This is a genomic window from Sphingomonas sp. 320_CC (assembly GCF_059691795.1).
This window is the reverse complement of record NZ_JCAWAE010000001.1, coordinates 1,023,801-1,040,563: the sequence shown is the minus strand read 5'-3', so window position 1 is coordinate 1,040,563 and position 16,763 is coordinate 1,023,801. Positions and strand designations below refer to the sequence as shown.

Genomic DNA, 16,763 nt, shown 5'->3' with positions numbered 1-16,763 from the left:
CAATCTTGCGGCGTGGGTGAGCGTCAGTTTTGACATGCTAGCACGCCTCCTCATCCTCCTCGCACGCGGCTGGCAACTCGGCCCCTCGCTCGTCCTGCCGTCGAGTTGCCGCTACGATCCTTCGTGTTCCGCCTATGCAATCGAGGCCGTTGGGCGCTATGGCGCGCTCAAGGGGGGCTGGTTGGCGGCGAAGCGTATCGCGCGTTGCCATCCGTGGGGCGGGTACGGCCCCGATCCGGTCCCAGATATCGACAAGAAACTGAAAGACGCCGCCCTGTGAAAGACGACAAGCAGAATTTCGTGCTGTTCGCGGTGATCGCGGCGCTGATCCTGTTCGGATGGCCGCTGATCCAGGGCAAGTTCTTCCCGACCGCGAATCCGCCGGTCACGCGGATCGAGGGCGGCAAGACCAAGGCCGTCGCGAACCCCGCGGCCGATCCCGCCGCGGATGGTGCCGCCGCGATCGGCGATCGCAACGCAGTGATCGCCAGCACCCCGCGAATCCGCATCGAGACCCCCCGCGTATCGGGTTCGATCAACCTCAAGGGCGCGCGGATCGATGATCTCGTGCTCAAGGGTTATGACGAGACCGTCGCGAAAAATTCGCCGCCGATCCGCCTGCTCTCGCCCGCCGGCGCACCCGACGCGTATTTCGCGAGCTTCGGCTGGCGTGCGCAGGGCCTGACCCCGCCCGCCGCCGACGCCGTCTGGACGCCCTCGGGCGCGACCACGCTCACGCCGACCACGCCGGTCACGCTCGACGCGACCAACGCCACCGGCCAGCGCTTCCGAATCCAGATCGCGGTCGACCAGGATTACATGTTCACGGTCCGCCAGACCGTCCTCAACGCCGGCAACGCGCCCGTCCCCGTCGCCACCTATGGCCTCGTCAACCGTGTCGGCATCTCGAAGGATCCATCGTCGATGACGATCCATGTCGGGCCAATGTCGGTCGACAATGGCGGCGCGCATTACCGTCCGAACTACAAGGACATCGACGAGGCCGCGCAGAAGTTCACGACGACCGGCGGCTGGCTCGGCTTCACCGATAAATACTGGCTGACCGCGATCATCCCCGACCAGGGTCAGGCGTTCGACGGCCAGTTCCGCGCCGGCGCCAACAAGGCGTACCAGGCCGACTACGCGCTCCAGCCCAAGCAGGTCGCACCGGGCCAGTCGATCACGCAGGTCTCGCGCTTCTTCGCTGGCGCGAAGGAAGTCCGCCTGCTCGATCGCTACACCGACCAGGCCGGCGGCGTCGCCAAGCTCGATTATGCGATCGACTGGGGCTGGTTCCGGATCGTCGAGAAGCCGATCTTCTATTATCTCGACTGGCTGTTCCGCATGGTTGGCAACTTCGGCGTCGCGATCATCCTGCTGACCGTGACGATCCGCGGCTTGCTGTTCCCGATCGCCCAGCGCCAGTTCAAGTCGATGGCGGCGATGCGCGCCGTCCAGCCGAAGATGAAGCTGCTGCAGGAGAAGTATAAGGACGACAAGGTCCGTATGCAGCAGGAAGTGATGGCGCTGTACAAGGCGGAGAAGGTCAATCCGCTCGCGGGTTGCGCGCCGACGCTGCTCCAGATCCCGATCATGTATGCGCTGTACAAGGTGCTGATGCTGACGATCGAGATGCGTCACCAGCCGTTCGTCGCGTGGATCAAGGATCTGTCCGCGCCCGATCCGCTGACGCCGCTCAACCTGTTCGGACTGCTGCCGTTCACGCCGCCGCACATGATCGCGATCGGCGTCGTGCCGATCATCCTGGGCATCAGCATGTACTTCCAGTTCAAGCTGAACCCGACGCCGATGGACGACACGCAGAAGCAGGTCTTCAAGCTGTTGCCATGGGTGCTGATGTTCGTGATGGCGCCGTTCGCGGTCGGCCTCCAGGTGTACTGGATCACGTCGAACTGCCTGACCATCATCCAGCAGAAGCTGTTGTATGCCCGCCATCCGGGCCTGAAAGTGCCGGTGACCAAGTGAACGACGTTCCCAACTTAGGTCCCGACCTCGAGCAGACCGACGCGCCGTTCACGCCGGAAATGCTGGAGCATGCGCGAAAGCTTTTCGCGGGGCATGTGGGCTTCCTGAAGTCGGCGCCGACGCTTGAGTTCCTGCCCGACGCGTCGGTGCCGGAAGTGGCGTTCGCCGGTCGCTCGAACGTCGGCAAGTCGTCGCTGTTGAACGCACTCACCGGACGCAACTCGATGGCGCGCACGTCGAACACGCCGGGCCGGACGCAGGAGCTGAACTTCTTCGACGTCGGCGCGCCGCTCGCGTTCCGCCTCGTCGACATGCCCGGCTACGGGTTCGCCAAGGCGCCCAAGGACGTCGTCAAGAAATGGCGCTTCCTGATCAACGACTTCTTGCGCGGGCGTGACGTTCTCAAGCGCGCGCTCGTGCTGATCGACTCGCGCCACGGCATCAAGGACGTCGATCGCGAGATCCTCGAGATGCTCGACAAGGCCGCGGTCAGCTACCGCATGGTCCTGACCAAGGCGGACAAGATCAAGGCGTCCGAGTTGGTCGAGGTCACCGAGCGCACCGCGATCGAGGCGCGCAAGCGTCCGGCTGCACATCCCGACATCCTCGTCACGTCGAGCGAATACGGCATGGGCATTCCCGAGCTCCGCGCGGCGGTGGTCGAAGCGGTTAGCTAGCGGTCTGAGCCTTAACAGGTGCGCCCTTCCTACCCCGTCATCCTGACGATGCCGGGTTAGGCTGAGGGGTATACTGCCATCCGCCCCCTCAAAATTCGCCGATATTGGATCAGACCTCGATTTGCTGCTGGCATCGCCCGACTAATTCCGTAACCTTCGGGAAACGGGGGAGATGACGCGGTGCGGGTACGGTTCGGGACAATGCTGGCGATGGCTGCGATGCTGTCGGGCTGCGGAGGTAGCGACGGCAACACGAACTCGACCGGTGGTGGTGCCGGTGGCGCCATTGGCGTTACGCCGACACCCACGCCGACCGCAACCGCGGGCTGTTCGTTGCGCGAACGCCAGGACTGGGCTTCGGCGCAGCTTCGCGAATGGTATCTGTTCCCCGATACGCTGCCTGCGACCTTGAGCCCTGCGGGGTACACGACGGTCGATAGCTATATCGACGCGCTGACCGCGACCGCGCGAGCGCAGCGCAAGGATCGGTTCTTCACCTACCTGACGTCGATCAAGGAAGAGAACGCCTATTACGCCTCGGGATCGAGTGCTGGTTTCGGCATCCGGTTCGCGCTCGACCAGACCGGCCAGCGCCTGTTCGCAGCCGAGTCGTTCGAAGGCGCGCCCGCTCTTGCCGCCGGGATCGACCGCGGTGCCGAGATCCTCGCGATCGGTACCACATCGAGCAACCTGCGGACCGTCAGCGCCATCATCAGTGCCGAGGGCACTGCCGGGCTGACCACCGCATTCGGTCCCGACACGACCGGTACGGCGCGCGTGTTCCGTGTCTCGGACGCTGCCGGTACGCGGGACGTCACCGTCGCCAAGGCCGACTTCTCGCTGCTGCCGGTCTCGTCGCGGTACGGCGCGAAGATCATCGAGGATAGCGGTCAGCGCGTTGGTTACATCAACTTGCGTACGTTCATCTCCACAGCCGAACCCGCGCTGAAAACAGCGTTCGCGAATTTCCGCGCGCAGGGCGTAACGAAGGTCATCATCGACCTACGCTACAATGGCGGTGGCCTCGTCGCGACGTCGGAGTATCTCGGCGACCTCCTTGGCGGGGGGCGATCAACGTCCGAGGTGTTCGACTATACGACGTTCCGCACGGAGAAAGCCTCGAACAACGAGACGCGCTTCTTCGCACCGCAACCCGAGTCGATCGCGCCGACGCGGATCGCATTCATCGGCAGCGGCGGTACCGCATCGGCGAGCGAACTTTTGATCAATGCGTTCACCCCATATCTTCACGGCAATTCTGCGCTGATCGGAACCAACACCTACGGCAAGCCCGTCGGCCAGATCGCGCTCGACAAGCCCGCATGCGACGATCGCCTCCGCGTGATCGCGTTCGCGACGCAGAACGCCGCGCGCAACGGCAATTACTTCGATGGCCTCGCGTCGACCGTGGAGGCTACCTGTCGCGCGACCGATGATATCGGCTTCCCGCTCGGCGACGCGCGCGAGGCGTCCACGCGTCGCGCGCTCGACTTCCTGGCGGGCCGCACCTGCTCGGCGATCACCAGCGATGTCAGTGCGCAGTCGGCACGAACCACCGCGAGCACCCGTCAGGACCTGCTGATCCCCGCAGCGCCGACCACCGCGCAACGGATGGTCCCCGGTTCGTTCTAGAGCCGTAGGGTGCAAGTCGACGGCGCCTGTAGAGAAGCAGGCGTCGTCCTTGACGGGTCTTCGTTCGATACCGTTCAGCCAAGCGAAAGCTGATCCGGCCGACGGAGGTCGCTTGTTTCCCCGGATGTGATACGCGTTCGCCAACCATGAATGACGTTTCGATTACCGCCCCCCTGCCGCTCACCGATGATTACCGCGGGCCGCTCTCTGCAAACGTCAGGGTGCCCGATTACGGTTGGTGGATCGGCGGCGGGATGATCCTCAGCCTGGCGATGTTGACGGTGATGATGCACGTCGCCGGCCTGTCGATCGATCCGTACGACGCAGACAATATCCCGTTCTACTTTAGCGGAATCGTCCTCCTGGGGCTGCGCTTCGGACTCCGCGACCGACCTTGGCGACATGCACGTGCAGTCGCCGACTGCGCCGAGTATTACGGCGTCTTCACCCTGCTGGCACTGATGGGCGCGGTGGCGAGCTATCCGGTCGCGGCGCTGACACATGGGTTCCACGACGCCGCACTCCAACGGATCGACGCTGTGCTGCATTTCGACTGGCTCGCTTGGTATCGGCTCGTCGCCGCAACACCGATCCTGCAATCGCTTGGCCTTGCCGCGTATCGCAGCATTTACCTGACGCCCACGATCCTGTTCGCGACCTTCGCGTTGACCGGCGACCGGGTGGCGGCGCACCGGTTCCTCGCGACGTTCTGGCTGACCGCGATCGGCACGCTGATCCTCTACGCCTTCATGCCGGCGATAGGTCCATTTTCGTATCTGTGGCATCAACCAATCGCCTATATGCCCGAGAGCGAGCAATGGCAGCATGGGCTGATACCTGCACTACGCGATCACAGCGTGCGGGTGGTCGACCTCGGCCATTTGCGCGGCATCGTTTCGGCACCAAGCTTCCATGCCGCCGCCGCGACGCTCTACATCAATGCGGCGTGGCGCATGCCGCGGCTGCGCTGGCCGGTGCTTGCCCTGAACGCGGCTATGCTGCTGTCGACGCCCGTCGAGGGTACGCACTATTTGATCGACATCCTGCTTGGCACGATCGTCGCGATGGCGGCGATCGCGACACTGCATCACCTCATGCCGCGTAGCACCGCACGTCGAACCAACGCCAATGGCGTTGCCGCGCCCCGCCCGCCCCGCTAGTCCACACCCCATGAAACTGATCATCGGCAACAAGGCCTATTCGTCCTGGTCGCTTCGCGGCTGGCTCGCCTGCAAACAATCCGGGCTACCGTTCGAAGAGGTGGTCGTGCCGATGTACGACTCGGACTGGGAAAAGCGCCGCTCGGGTGACGAGTTCGCGCCGTCGTCGGGCAAGGTGCCGATCCTGTGGGATGGTGATGCGGTGGTGTGGGACAGTCTCGCGATCGTCGACTATCTGGCCGACAAGGTCGGGCGCGAGCGGTTCTGGCCCGAGGACAATGCCGCACGTGCGATGGCGCGGTCGATGGCTGCCGAGATGCATTCGAGCTTTGCCGCGCTGCGTCGCAAGCACAGCATGAACGTGCGCCAGGTGTTTCCGGCAAGCACGCCGGACGACGACGTGCTTCTCGAGTTGCAGCGGGTCATGGAGATCTGGGCACAGGCTCGCGCACGATTCGGTGGCGGCGGCGATTTCCTGTTCGGCCAGTTTGGGGCGGCAGATATAATGTTCGCGCCGCTGGTGACGCGGATCGTCACGTACCAGCTGCCGATAGCGCGGTTTGCGGCGGGGTATATGCAGGCGATGTTCGAGCATCCGTTCATGCAGGACTGGATCGCGGCGGCGCAGGAAGAGGAATGGGTGCTCGAGCAATTCGAGCAGCCGGTGCCCGCGACCGCATGATCGACCCGGTTGCGCTCGCGCAGGCGCTGCTCCGCGCGGATAGCGTCACGCCTGCGCGGGGCGCGGTGTTCGATGTGCTGGAGACGGCGCTACTCCCGCTCGGATTCGCGGTCGATCGGTTCACGGTCGGCGAGGCACCCGACGGCCCGGTCGAGAATCTGCTGGCCGTGCGCGGCGATGGACCGCGGCATCTGGCATTCGCCGGGCATGTCGACGTCGTCCCCCCCGGCAAAGGCTGGACCGGGTCGCCCTGGTCCGGCGAGGTTCGCGACGGGTTGCTCTACGGACGCGGCGCGGTCGACATGAAGGGCGCCGTCGCCGCGTTCGTCGCAGCCGCAAGCCGTAGCGATGCCGGGACGCTGTCACTCATCATCACCGGTGACGAAGAGGGACCTGCAACCTACGGCACCGTCGCGCTGATGGAGCGGATGGCAGCGCGGGCGATCGTGCCCGACCTGTGCCTGGTCGGCGAACCGACCTCGACCGTGCGGCTGGGGGATATGGTGAAGATCGGACGGCGCGGTTCGGTCAACATCTGGATCGACGTGCCGGGGCGGCAGGGGCATGTCGCCTATCCCCATCTGGCCGACAATCCGATCCCGCGGCTGATCGCGATCCTGGCCGAGATCGAAAGCGTGGTGCTCGATAAAGGCACCGACTGGTTCCAGCCGTCGAACATCGAGGTCACCGACATCACCGTCGGCAACCCGGCGCACAACATCATTCCCGCCAAGGCTTCCGCGCGGTTGAGCATCCGGTTCAACGATCGCCACCGCGGGGCGAACTTGATCGAGCATATCCGCGCGATCGCCGAGCGTCATGCACCGGGCGTGGTGGTGACCGGCAAAGTGTCGGGCGAAGCGTTCCTGACCGAGCCGGGTGCCTTCTCGGCGCTGTTGTCGGACGCCATCGTGGGTGCGACTGGGGTCACGCCGGAACTGTCGACCACCGGGGGCACGTCCGACGCGCGCTTCCTGTCGAAGCTCTGCCCTGTGGTGGAGTTCGGGTTGATCAATGCGACGATGCACAAGGTCGATGAAGCGGTTGCGGTCGAGGATTTGGGTACGCTGACGGACATCTATGCGGACGTGATCAGGCGGGCGGTCGACTAGCGCCCCTCCCTGAAAGGGAGGGGTTGGGGGTGGGTAGGCCCGCTTGAGCCGCACCGTAAGCATTCGCGGACGCCGACCCACCCCCGGCCTCACCCTTCCAGGGAGGGGGGAAGTAGATGTGCTGCGAAGTGCTCAAACTCATTGGCCTTGCGATCAGCCTGCAATTACCGAACTGAGGTAAGGATCGTGAGGCCCGGACCTCGCGAACCCGAACCCAGAGCTAGTCCCGTCCGCGGCGCAAGACGATATACAGCGCGCCCTGCCCGCCGTGTCGCGGATGCGCCCCGCGTACCGCAGCGATCGAGTCCGCGTGGCGCGAGCCGGCCAGCCAGTCGGTGACCGCCGACCGGATGGCGCCTCGCGCATGCGGGCGTTCGCTTTCGGGGCGGGGCGGCTTGCCCGTGACCAGCAGCAACACGCGGTCGCCGCGCGCTATCGCCCGGCCCAGGCCGACGTCGAGCAGTGCATGGGCGGACGCCAGCGTGTGGCCATGCAGGTCGATCGAGCTGTCGGGACTCACCACACCCTGCGTGAGCCTCTTGTCCCAGCCGCCATCGAGCGTGTTGGCCGTGATGGGTTTGGCTACAGGCCGCGCAACCACGGGCTTTGCCCCCGCGCGCGCCGCGTACGGCGTGACCACGGTACGGACGAGCGGCTTTACCCGCCCCATCGGCGCAGGCGGTGCGGGCACGATCTTGCCGTTGGGACCGATGATCGGCTTGGGTGGAGGCGGCAGCGGCGGCGCGCGCTCCGGGATACGCACGGCGACCACACGCATCGGACGCACGCTCGCCATCACGCGCGCCCAGAGCTGCGCCTCATCAGGGTTGAGCGGACGACCCGCCATATCGCGCCCCATTCGCTTGGCCGTTCAGGCGCGCCACGGTGCCGATCGGGAGCAGCAGATACGCGGTGCCGCGCCCGGCCATGCCGCCGGCGGTCGCTTCGGCCGCCGCGCCCGCACCCCAGAACGTGTCGAAACGATTGCTGCCCTTAATCGCGCCGCCGGTATCCTGCGCGATCCACAGACCGCTCGCGTCCTGCCGGTCGAGCGACAGGAACACAGGCGCGCCGAGCGGCACGAACTTGACGTCGGCGGCGGCGCTCACCTGCCCGGTGACCGGCAGGCCAAGTGCCCCCAGGGGTGCGCCCTCGAGTTCACGGAAGAACACGAAGCTCTTGTTCTCGCGCATGATCGCCTGGCCCTCGGCCGGGTGCGCGTGGAGCCATGCGACGATGCCCTGCATCGAGGTCTGACCCGGCTGCAGCAGCCCCCGCGACTTCATCAGCGCGCCGATACCGGTATAGTCGCGGCCGTTCTGCGTCGCATAGCCGATCCGCAGGATCTCGCCGTCGGGCAACCGCAGCCGCCCCGAACCCTGGATTTGGAGGAAGAACAGCTCGACCGGATCACGCGCCCAAGCGAGGATCGGCGCCTTGCCCGATAGCGCGCCCTGCTCGATCGCAGTACGATCGTAATAGGGCACCAGGTTACTGCGATCGACGCGACCGCGAATCTTCTTGCCCTTGAGGCTGGTCGAGAATGCGCCGAGATCGACGTCGATAAGGTCGTTCGGACGCGCATAGATCGGCGCATAGCCATCACGTCGCTCCAGCGAACCGGCGATCTCTGGCTCGTAATAGCCCGTCGCGAACGCCTTGCCGTCACCGATCTGTGCGGCTTCAAACCACTGCGCGAAGAATGTCCGAGCATTACGGCGATCGGTCGATGCCGCTGCGGTACAGGCCGGCTGCCAATCCGCGCCGCGCGTCAGCCCGGACGTGTCGTTACGACGCAACAGCGAAGGACAGCTCGTGACGAACGCCGCGAAAGCCGCTTGCGCCTGTACATCGTCGATCGGAAGGCTCGCGATCGGTGGACCGGAGATTACGCCCGCAGCGGCGGCATTCACAGGTTCGACCGCCGGGACGACCGGTGATGCTAGCATCGGCACCGCGCCGACGATCCGCGCCGGCGACTGGATACCGCGAATGTTCGGGGATGCACCGGTTTCACGCGACGGATGCACGCGAACGGGTTCGTTTGGTCGAACATCCGACCGATCATCTGTTCGATCGACCGGTGGCGGACCCGACTGTGGCGGTTCGACACCACCGACGCACGCGCTCAACAGCGTCGCCATCAGCATCGGCAGTCCCAGACCGCCGAGCCTTCCCACCATGCCCCGACCCATCAGGCTTCGTCGGTGTCCGCAAGCTTCCAGTTCGGATCGCTGCTTTTCAGCGTCCGAGCGAATGTCCAGACGTCATGCGTCTCGACCGCATCGGTCAGCGACCCCGCAAGGACATTGCCCTCCGCATCGCGCGTGACGGCCGCGATGTCCGCGTCGAACCGGACCGTGATACGCGCCTCTCGCCCCGTAAGGCTGGCGTCTGCGATCAGCGCGCGCTCGATCGACACGAGACGGTTGTCGAGCACCTCGCCGGCTTCGCGCCGCGCTTCGATCGCCTCGACGAACGCCGCACGGACATCGTCGACGGCGAGATCGGCCAGCGCGTCCTCGTCACCCTTCCAGAAGGCTTCGAGCACCATGCGGTACGCGGCCTGCGCGCCTTCGAGAAAGCGCGCGACATCGAAGCCGGGCTCGCCGGCAACGATCGCCCGCAGACCGGGCTCGGCCTTAGGCTCCAGGTTGCGACTGGCGACCTCGCGCGCATCGGAAACCGCCTCGACGGTTCTCGGCACGGCGGCGAGCGCAGGACGGTCCTCGGCCGCACGCGGCAAGGGCTGCTCATGCCCCGTCCGCTTGCCGAGCACGCTGTAGAGTCGCATCGCCAAGAAGCCTGCAACCATCGCGAGAAGAACTACGTAAAACAACCGTGCCTCCGATCTTCGCTTCAACATAGGGCAAACCCGCAGCTATTCAAACCCGCGCCCGTTGAAACGCCCCTTCGGCACTGCTACTCGCACCACCTCGATCGAACAGAACGCGCAAGCGGTCCGCTTCGGTCCCAATTTTCCGCTTATTCTCTAAGGACACGACGAATGGATGATCAGGACAACGGCTTCACCATGCCCGACCAGGCTCTCGCGAACGGTGAAGACACGGTCCCCGCTGCCGGGCTGATCTCGCAATACGTCAAGGACCTGTCGTTCGAGAACCCGAACGCACCGGCCGTCTACCAGAACCAGACCCCGCCGGCGATCGACGTGCAGTTCAATATCGGCGCGGCGCAGGTCGGCGACGAGGTGCATGAGGTCGTGCTGAAGATCGACGTCCGCGCCGAGAGCGAGGGCCAGGTCGCGTTCATCGTCGATCTTTCGTACGCGGGCCTGTTCGGGCTGCGCAACATCCCGGCCGAGCATGTCCAGCCGTTCCTGCTGGGCGAAGCACCACGCCTGCTGTTCCCGTTCGCCCGCCGCGTGCTGTCGGATGCGGTGCGTGACGGTGGCTTCCCACCGCTGCTGCTCGAGCCGATCGATTTCTCGCAGCTGTATCTCCAGCAGTCCGAGCAGCAGGGTATCCAGCCCAACGTTGGCGATTTCGGGCAGGCCTGATCGAACCGGGGGCGGAGCGCGCTTAGATGAATCTGACCAAGGCGCTGGGATCGGTCGGCGGGCTGACGCTTGCCAGCCGTATCCTGGGTCTCGTGCGCGACTCGCTGTTCGCGCGGTTCGTCGGCGCCGGCTTCGCGTCGGACGCGTTCCTGATCGCGTTCCGCCTCCCGAACATGTTCCGCGCCCTCTTCGCGGAGGGCGCGTTCTCCGCTGCGTTCATCCCGATGTTCAATCGGAAGGTCGGTGACAAAAACGGTCGTGGATTGCCGGACGGGATCGCGTTCGCCGAGGACGCGCTGTCCGTGCTGTTACCGACGCTGATCCTGATGACGGTGCTGTTCGAGCTCGCGGCGTGGCCGATGACGTGGCTGCTGACCTTCGGGTTCAATGGCGCGAGCGCTGAGCGGTTCGACTATGTCGTCCACCTGTCACGGATCATGCTGCCCTATCTGCCCCTGATCAGTCTTGTCTCGCTGCTCGGCGGCATCCTCAATTCGCTGCACAAGTTCTGGATCAACGCGGCCGCGCCGATCCTGCTGAACGCGACTCTGATCGCCGCGCTGCTGCTGTTCCACGAACACCAGCCGCTGCTCACCGCGCGCAACCAGGCGATTGCGGTGACGATATCGGGGGCGTTGCAGCTCGGATGGCTGATTTGGGCGTGCCGGGCGTCGGGCGTGAAGCTCCGGCTCAAGCGTCCGCAGCTCAACCCCGACGTGAAGAAGCTCATGTCGCTGATCTGGCCAGCCGCCGCGGGTGCCGGCGCGGTGCAGATCAACCTCGTTGTTTCGACCGCGCTTGCCGCTGCGCTGCTACCGGCCGGCTCCGTCTCGTACATCTATTTCGCTGATCGGCTGAATCAGCTCCCGCTGGGCCTGATCGGCATCGGCCTCGGCACCGTCCTGCTCCCTACCATTTCGCGTCAGCTCGGTCGCGGCGAGGACGCCGAGGCAATGGCGACGCAGAACCGCGGCATGGAACTCGCGCTGTTCCTGACGCTGCCCGCGACGGTCGCGCTGATCGTCTGCGGCACGCCGATCGTCGGCGCGCTGTTCCAGCACGGCAAGTTCGCGCTGCACGACAGCGTGCTGACCGCGCAGGCGCTCGCCGCCTTCTCGATCGGGCTGCCGTCGTACATCCTCGTGAAGGTTCTCACGCCCGGCTATTACGCGCGCTCCGACACCCGCACGCCGGTGCGGTATGCGACGATGTCGATGGTCGTGAACCTCGTCCTCAACCTCGCCTTCATCAAGCCGCTGGGCCATATGGGCCCGCCGCTCGCCACCGCGATCGCCAGCACGGTGAACGTCGCGATGCTGTACCGAACGCTGGTCCGGCGCGGGCACTTTACCCCCGACGCACGACTGCGGCGGCGGACCTGGCGGCTGCTCGTCGCGGCGCTGATCATGGGCGTCGTGATGTATTTCCTGAACGACCTGTTCCAGCCGTTCGTGACGGGTGCCAGCGTCGAGCGCTGGGGGGCGATGCTCGTGCTGGTCGCGACCGGCGGCGTCGTCTATGCGATCGCGACATTGCTCACCGGCGCGTTCCGGCTGGGCGACATCTCCACGCTTCTGCGTCGTTCCAAGTAAGGTTTTTCCATGCGCGTCGTCTCCGGCATCAAGCCCACCGGTAATCTCCATCTCGGCAATTACCTGGGGGCGGTGAAGCAGTGGGTGACGCTGCAGGACGACGTCGCCGCACAGGGCGGCGAGTCGATGTTCTTCATCGCCGATCTCCACGCGCCGACCGAATGGATCGCGCCGGCGGAGTTGTCGGCGCACACGATCGAGGTCGCAGCCAGTATGATCGCAGCCGGGATCGATCCGGCGAAGTCGATCTTGTTCAACCAGGCGCGCGTGCCCGCGCATAGCGAGATGGCGTGGCTGCTCAACACGGTCGCCCGCGTCGGCTGGTTGAACCGGATGACGCAGTTCAAGGACAAGGCGGGCAAGAACCGCGAGGGCGCGAGCGTCGGGCTGTACGATTACCCGGTGCTGATGGCCGCCGACGTGCTGCTCTACAATGCGACGCACGTACCGGTCGGCGAGGACCAGAAGCAGCACCTCGAACTCGCGCGCGACATCGCCACCAAGTTCAACGGCGACTACGGTGTCGACCTGTTCACGCTCCCCGCGCCGCTGATCAGCAAGGCCGCGCCGCGGATCATGTCTCTGCGCGATGCTAGCGCGAAGATGTCGAAGTCGAACCCGTCCGAGCAGTCGGTGGTCAAGCTGATCGACAGCGACGACACAATCGCGGACAAGTTCCGTAAGGCGAAGACCGACCCGGACGTGTTGCCCGCGACGGTCGAGGAGCTCGGCGACCGGGCCGAAGCGCGCAACCTGCTGACGATCTACGCGGCGCTGGCGGATAGCGACGTGGCGACCGTGCTCGGCGAGTTCGGCGGCAAGGGCTTCGGCGCGTTCAAGCCTGCGCTTGCGGATCTGGCGGTGGCTAAGCTCGGGCCAATCCGCGACGAGATGGTGCGGTTGCTCGACGATCGCAGCGCGGTGACGGCGGTGTTGCAGGCGGGCGCGGAGAAGGCACGTGTGCTGGCGGCTCCGGTGTTGAAGGCGACTCAGGACGCGATGGGGTTGCAGGTTTAATCCCTATTCCGTCATCCTGACGAAAGTCAGGACCCAGAGTTACGGACGCCGCATTTTGTGGCTCTGGATCCTGACTATCGTCAGGATGACGGGGAAATCCGGGCATACGGCTACGTGTCGGAATACCGCATGCAGCTTGTTCCCTCGCGAAGGCGGGGGTCCAGACTGGTCTCCCGCCTTCGCGGGAGACCATGAAAGCGTAGGCTGGCTTAGCCTTCGAGCTCGCGCATAAGCACGCGCACCGCGGCGTCTATATCGCGATCCGAATCCCGCAGTTCCTCGATCTTCCGCACCGCATGGATCACCGTCGAGTGATCGCGTCCGCCGAACTTCCGCCCGATCTCCGGCAGCGACCGCGTCGTCAGCCGCTTCGCCAGGTACATCGCGATCTGCCGCGGCCGCGCCACCGCCCGCGCGCGCCGCGCCGAAATCAGGTCGAGCGGCTTCAGTTCGAAATGCGCCGACACGAGCTTCTGGATTTCATCGATCGTCACGCGCTTCTGCGCGCCGCGGAGAACCTCGCCGAGCGTCGCGACCGCAAAGTCGAGGTCGATCGTGTCGCCGGTCAGCTGCGCATACGCCACGACTCGGTTCAGCGCGCCTTCCAGCTCGCGGATGTTCGCATGAATGCGGGCCGCCAGCAGGTCGAGCACGTCGGTCGGCACGCGCATGTCGGGCAGGTCGACCAGCTTGCGGTCCAGGATCGTCCGGCGCAGCGTCAGGTCGGGCGCCTTGATGTCTGCGACGAGGCCGACCGACATGCGGCTGACGATCCGCGCCTCGACGCCTTCCAGCGCCTGCGGGCAGCGATCGGCGGAAATCACCAACCGCTTGCCCGCCGCCATGATCTCGTTGACCGTATGGAAGAATTCTTCCTGCGTCGCGTCCTTGCCGGCAATGAACTGGAGGTCGTCGATCAGCAGCAGGTCGGCACCGCGCAGCCGCTGCTTGAACGCATGCGTATCGCGCGCGCGCATCGACGCGACGAAGTCGTACATGAACCGCTCGGCGGACATGCACAGCACGATCGCGTGCGGATTATGCTCGAGGAACGCGTGACCGATCGCGTGCATGAGGTGGGTCTTGCCCTGCCCCGTACCGCTGTGGAGGAACAACGGGCTGAATCGAACCGGGCCAGGCTCGGCGAGCACCTTGGCCGCGTTGAACGCGACCTTGTTGGACGGATCGACGACGAATCGCGCGAAGGTGTAGCGCGGGTCGAGCGGCGGACGTTCAGCGGGCACGCCGACCGGGGCCAACGTCACGACGGGCGCCGGCGCCGGCTGCAGCGACGGATCGACGCCGAACTTCATCGTTGCCTGCACAGGGTCGGCGACCGGCTTGGGAGCCGGCTTGGCTTCGACCGGTAGCGGATCGGCAACGGGCTTCGCGGGAATGGCGTCAGCGACCGGTTCGATCGCCAGCACGACGGCTGCGCGACCCGGTGCCCGGGTCTCGATCTGGACGGTACGGATGTTGGGCAGGATCTGCTTGAATTCGAGCACCAGCCGGTCGGCATAGTGATTGCGGACCCAGTTGGTCATGAACGCAGACGGCAGCGCGAGCCGGATCGTGTCGCGATCCTCGCCGGGGATCAGCTCGATCGGCTTCAGCCACTGCTCGAACAGCCGCACGCCGGCCGACTCACGCAAGGACGTACGAACGCGGGCCCAGGCCTTTTCAGCCTCGCTCGCATGCGTCACAGATCCTTGCCACTTCGTCACGCGCGCACTTCTCCGACCCCGCGAGATTGCTCGCGCGGGTGATATAGTCCCGACAGAAAATGGTCCCCCTGACGACCCCAAGGGTCATCCGGCATCTTCGCCCTGTTTGTTGATGCAGCGGTGGAAACCACCGTCGCTGTGAGCCCCGTTATGAAGCGATCGACGATCCTAGCAAGGCCCCGACGCGTCACATTTTCGAAATAAAGCGGGTTGACTTGACCAAGCCGCGGAAATGCGTCGATATTTTTATAAGTCGCTGTCTTTACGCATTTTTTGCAATTTCCGCGATTGCGTGACGTGATTCTCGATCACACGAATCGTGGCGAATCCTAGGGTTATGCGGACTCCCCGCCGGTTCCCTTCGCAGACGCAAAAAACCCGCCGGGAAGGTCCCGACGGGTGATCAGCTTCGCCAATGATCTGGCAATGATCGGTCGCTCAGGCGAGCCCGGTCACGGCCTTGGTCAGACGCGCGAACTTGCGGCTCGCGGTGTTCTTGTGCAGCACGCCCTTGGCGACGCCACGCTGGAGCTCAGGCTGTGCGGCCGCGAGTGCGGTGGTCGCTGCGCCCTTGTCGCCCGATGCCAGTGCGGCCTCGACCTTCTTGATGAAGGTACGGATACGGCCAACGCGGTTGCCGTTCACTTCCGCGCGACGGTCGTTGCGACGGATACGCTTTTTCGCCTGCGGCGTGTTCGCCATGAAGCCCTCTAGATGTTCGAATGAATAAAAAGGGGCGCCGGATTGCTCCTACGCCCTCTCGAAGCCGCGGCCCTACCCACTTTGTTCTAGATCGTCAACCGCGTTGGCACTTCGGACACCAGAACGTCGAGCGCCCGCCTTCGGTGCGGCGCTTGACGGTAGCGCCGCATTCGCACGGCTCGCCCTCGCGCCCATAGACGCGCCATTGCTTGGAGAAATAGCCGAGTTCGCCGTCCGGCCGGACGTAATCACGCAGCGATGAGCCGCCCGCGAGGATCGCGGCCGTCAGCACCGTCCGAATCGCCTCGACGAGTCGCTCGAGTCGAAACAGTGAGATACGCCCCGCCGCGCGTGACGGCGCGATCTTCGCCATGTGCAGCGCCTCGCACACATAGATGTTGCCGAGACCCGCGACGATTCGCTGGTCGAGCAGCATCGCCTTGATCGACGCCCCCCGCCCTTCGAGCGCCTCCAGTAGGTAGGCCGCGGTCAGGTCGGGGCCGAGCGGCTCCGGCCCCATGCTGAGGAACGGCGGATAATTGGCGATGTCATCGGTGGCCCACAGATCGAGAAAGCCGAATCGCCGCGGATCGTTTAGCGCGACCGTCCGCCCCGCCTCGGTGCCGATCAGCAGGTGATCGTGCGCAAGCAGTTCGCTCGGATCAACTCGCCAGCGCCCCGACATGCCGAGATGGAAGACGAGTGTGTCGCCGCGATCGGTATCGATCAGCCCGTATTTGGCGCGGCGGCCCAAGTGCGTCACGGTCGCGCCCGTCATCCGCTGGCGCAGGTCGATCGGGATCGCTTTGCGCAGGTCGGCGCGGCGCGGCTCGACCGAGGTCAGGCGCTGGCCCTTCAGCACGGGCTCCAGCCCGCGCACGGTGGTTTCGACTTCTGGTAATTCTGGCACGGTTTGCAGCTAGGTTGCGTTTGCTCGCGCCACAAGGCGCGGCTAGAGC

16 protein-coding genes are annotated in these 16,763 nt (G+C 65.3%); 10 read left to right on the top strand and 6 right to left on the bottom strand.

From position 1 onward, the window contains the following. Positions 1 to 34: 34 nt before the first annotated feature. The 7 genes from yidD to dapE all read left to right on the top strand — a co-directional run bounded on the left by yidD (position 35) and on the right by dapE (position 7,249). Entirely contained in the window at positions 35 to 280 is a 246-nt protein-coding gene (gene yidD / locus AC59GX_RS04780; RefSeq protein ID WP_056062193.1) for a membrane protein insertion efficiency factor YidD, read from the top strand. Beyond that, a complete protein-coding gene (gene yidC / locus AC59GX_RS04775) occupies positions 277 to 1,986 on the top strand; it encodes a membrane protein insertase YidC (RefSeq protein WP_497301119.1) in 1,710 nt (569 codons plus the stop codon). The genes yidD and yidC overlap by 4 nt, the downstream gene beginning before the upstream one ends. Positions 1,987 to 2,045: 59 nt before the next feature. After that, positions 2,046 to 2,663, top strand: a complete 618-nt coding sequence (yihA, locus tag AC59GX_RS04770) for a ribosome biogenesis GTP-binding protein YihA/YsxC (RefSeq protein WP_056052878.1) — start codon at positions 2,046 to 2,048, stop codon at positions 2,661 to 2,663. 201 nt (positions 2,664 to 2,864) lie between these two features. Next, complete coding sequence (locus AC59GX_RS04765; RefSeq protein WP_426281111.1) at positions 2,865 to 4,295, top strand: S41 family peptidase; 1,431 nt, start codon at positions 2,865 to 2,867, stop codon at positions 4,293 to 4,295. A gap of 146 nt (positions 4,296 to 4,441) precedes the next feature. After that, positions 4,442 to 5,455: a phosphatase PAP2 family protein gene (locus AC59GX_RS04760; RefSeq protein WP_426280894.1), complete on the top strand. Its 1,014-nt coding sequence runs from the start codon at positions 4,442 to 4,444 to the stop codon at positions 5,453 to 5,455. A gap of 10 nt (positions 5,456 to 5,465) precedes the next feature. Then, complete coding sequence (locus AC59GX_RS04755; protein ID WP_426280895.1) at positions 5,466 to 6,137, top strand: glutathione S-transferase; 672 nt, start codon at positions 5,466 to 5,468, stop codon at positions 6,135 to 6,137. Then, positions 6,134 to 7,249 (top strand): succinyl-diaminopimelate desuccinylase, encoded by a 1,116-nt coding sequence (dapE, locus tag AC59GX_RS04750; RefSeq protein WP_497301116.1) that lies wholly within the window; start codon positions 6,134 to 6,136, stop codon positions 7,247 to 7,249. Before AC59GX_RS04755 ends, dapE begins: the two co-directional genes overlap by 4 nt. A 220-nt stretch (positions 7,250 to 7,469) precedes the next feature. Here the strand turns inward: dapE and AC59GX_RS04745 are convergent, their stop codons facing one another. Genes AC59GX_RS04745 through AC59GX_RS04735 form a run of 3 tightly spaced genes read right to left on the bottom strand, consistent with a single transcriptional unit; the run spans position 7,470 to position 10,088 of the window. Beyond that, positions 7,470 to 8,096 carry a Smr/MutS family protein gene (locus AC59GX_RS04745; RefSeq protein WP_497301114.1) on the bottom strand — a complete coding sequence of 209 codons (627 nt, stop codon included), beginning with the start codon at positions 8,094 to 8,096 and terminating at the stop codon, positions 7,470 to 7,472. Next, a complete protein-coding gene (gene mltA, locus AC59GX_RS04740) occupies positions 8,071 to 9,432 on the bottom strand; it encodes a murein transglycosylase A (protein ID WP_497301112.1) in 1,362 nt (453 codons plus the stop codon). The genes AC59GX_RS04745 and mltA overlap by 26 nt, the downstream gene beginning before the upstream one ends. 11 nt (positions 9,433 to 9,443) lie before the next feature. Further along, positions 9,444 to 10,088 carry a Tim44/TimA family putative adaptor protein gene (locus tag AC59GX_RS04735; protein ID WP_426280902.1) on the bottom strand — a complete coding sequence of 215 codons (645 nt, stop codon included), beginning with the start codon at positions 10,086 to 10,088 and terminating at the stop codon, positions 9,444 to 9,446. 168 nt (positions 10,089 to 10,256) lie between these two features. Between AC59GX_RS04735 and secB the strand changes: the two genes are divergently transcribed. The 3 genes from secB to trpS are packed head-to-tail and all read left to right on the top strand — an operon-like array spanning position 10,257 to position 13,378. Then, positions 10,257 to 10,769, top strand: a complete 513-nt coding sequence (gene secB, locus AC59GX_RS04730; RefSeq protein ID WP_056062172.1) for a protein-export chaperone SecB — start codon at positions 10,257 to 10,259, stop codon at positions 10,767 to 10,769. Positions 10,770 to 10,795: 26 nt separating this feature from the next. Beyond that, the gene (murJ, locus tag AC59GX_RS04725) at positions 10,796 to 12,361 is read left to right on the top strand and encodes a murein biosynthesis integral membrane protein MurJ (protein WP_426280903.1); all 1,566 of its coding nucleotides are present in this window, start codon (positions 10,796 to 10,798) and stop codon (positions 12,359 to 12,361) included. A gap of 9 nt (positions 12,362 to 12,370) precedes the next feature. After that, the gene (gene trpS / locus AC59GX_RS04720) at positions 12,371 to 13,378 is read left to right on the top strand and encodes a tryptophan--tRNA ligase (protein ID WP_426280904.1); all 1,008 of its coding nucleotides are present in this window, start codon (positions 12,371 to 12,373) and stop codon (positions 13,376 to 13,378) included. Positions 13,379 to 13,587: 209 nt separating this feature from the next. On the opposite strand, the gene dnaA is transcribed toward trpS, so the two are convergent. The 3 genes from dnaA to mutM all read right to left on the bottom strand — a co-directional run bounded on the left by dnaA (position 13,588) and on the right by mutM (position 16,714). After that, the gene (gene dnaA / locus AC59GX_RS04715; RefSeq protein WP_426280905.1) at positions 13,588 to 15,102 is read right to left on the bottom strand and encodes a chromosomal replication initiator protein DnaA; all 1,515 of its coding nucleotides are present in this window, start codon (positions 15,100 to 15,102) and stop codon (positions 13,588 to 13,590) included. Positions 15,103 to 15,540: 438 nt separating this feature from the next. Beyond that, complete coding sequence (rpsT, locus tag AC59GX_RS04710) at positions 15,541 to 15,804, bottom strand: 30S ribosomal protein S20 (protein ID WP_031394736.1); 264 nt, start codon at positions 15,802 to 15,804, stop codon at positions 15,541 to 15,543. A gap of 94 nt (positions 15,805 to 15,898) precedes the next feature. Next, a complete protein-coding gene (mutM, locus tag AC59GX_RS04705) occupies positions 15,899 to 16,714 on the bottom strand; it encodes a bifunctional DNA-formamidopyrimidine glycosylase/DNA-(apurinic or apyrimidinic site) lyase (RefSeq protein WP_426280906.1) in 816 nt (271 codons plus the stop codon). Between the last annotated feature and the right edge of the window lie 49 nt (positions 16,715 to 16,763).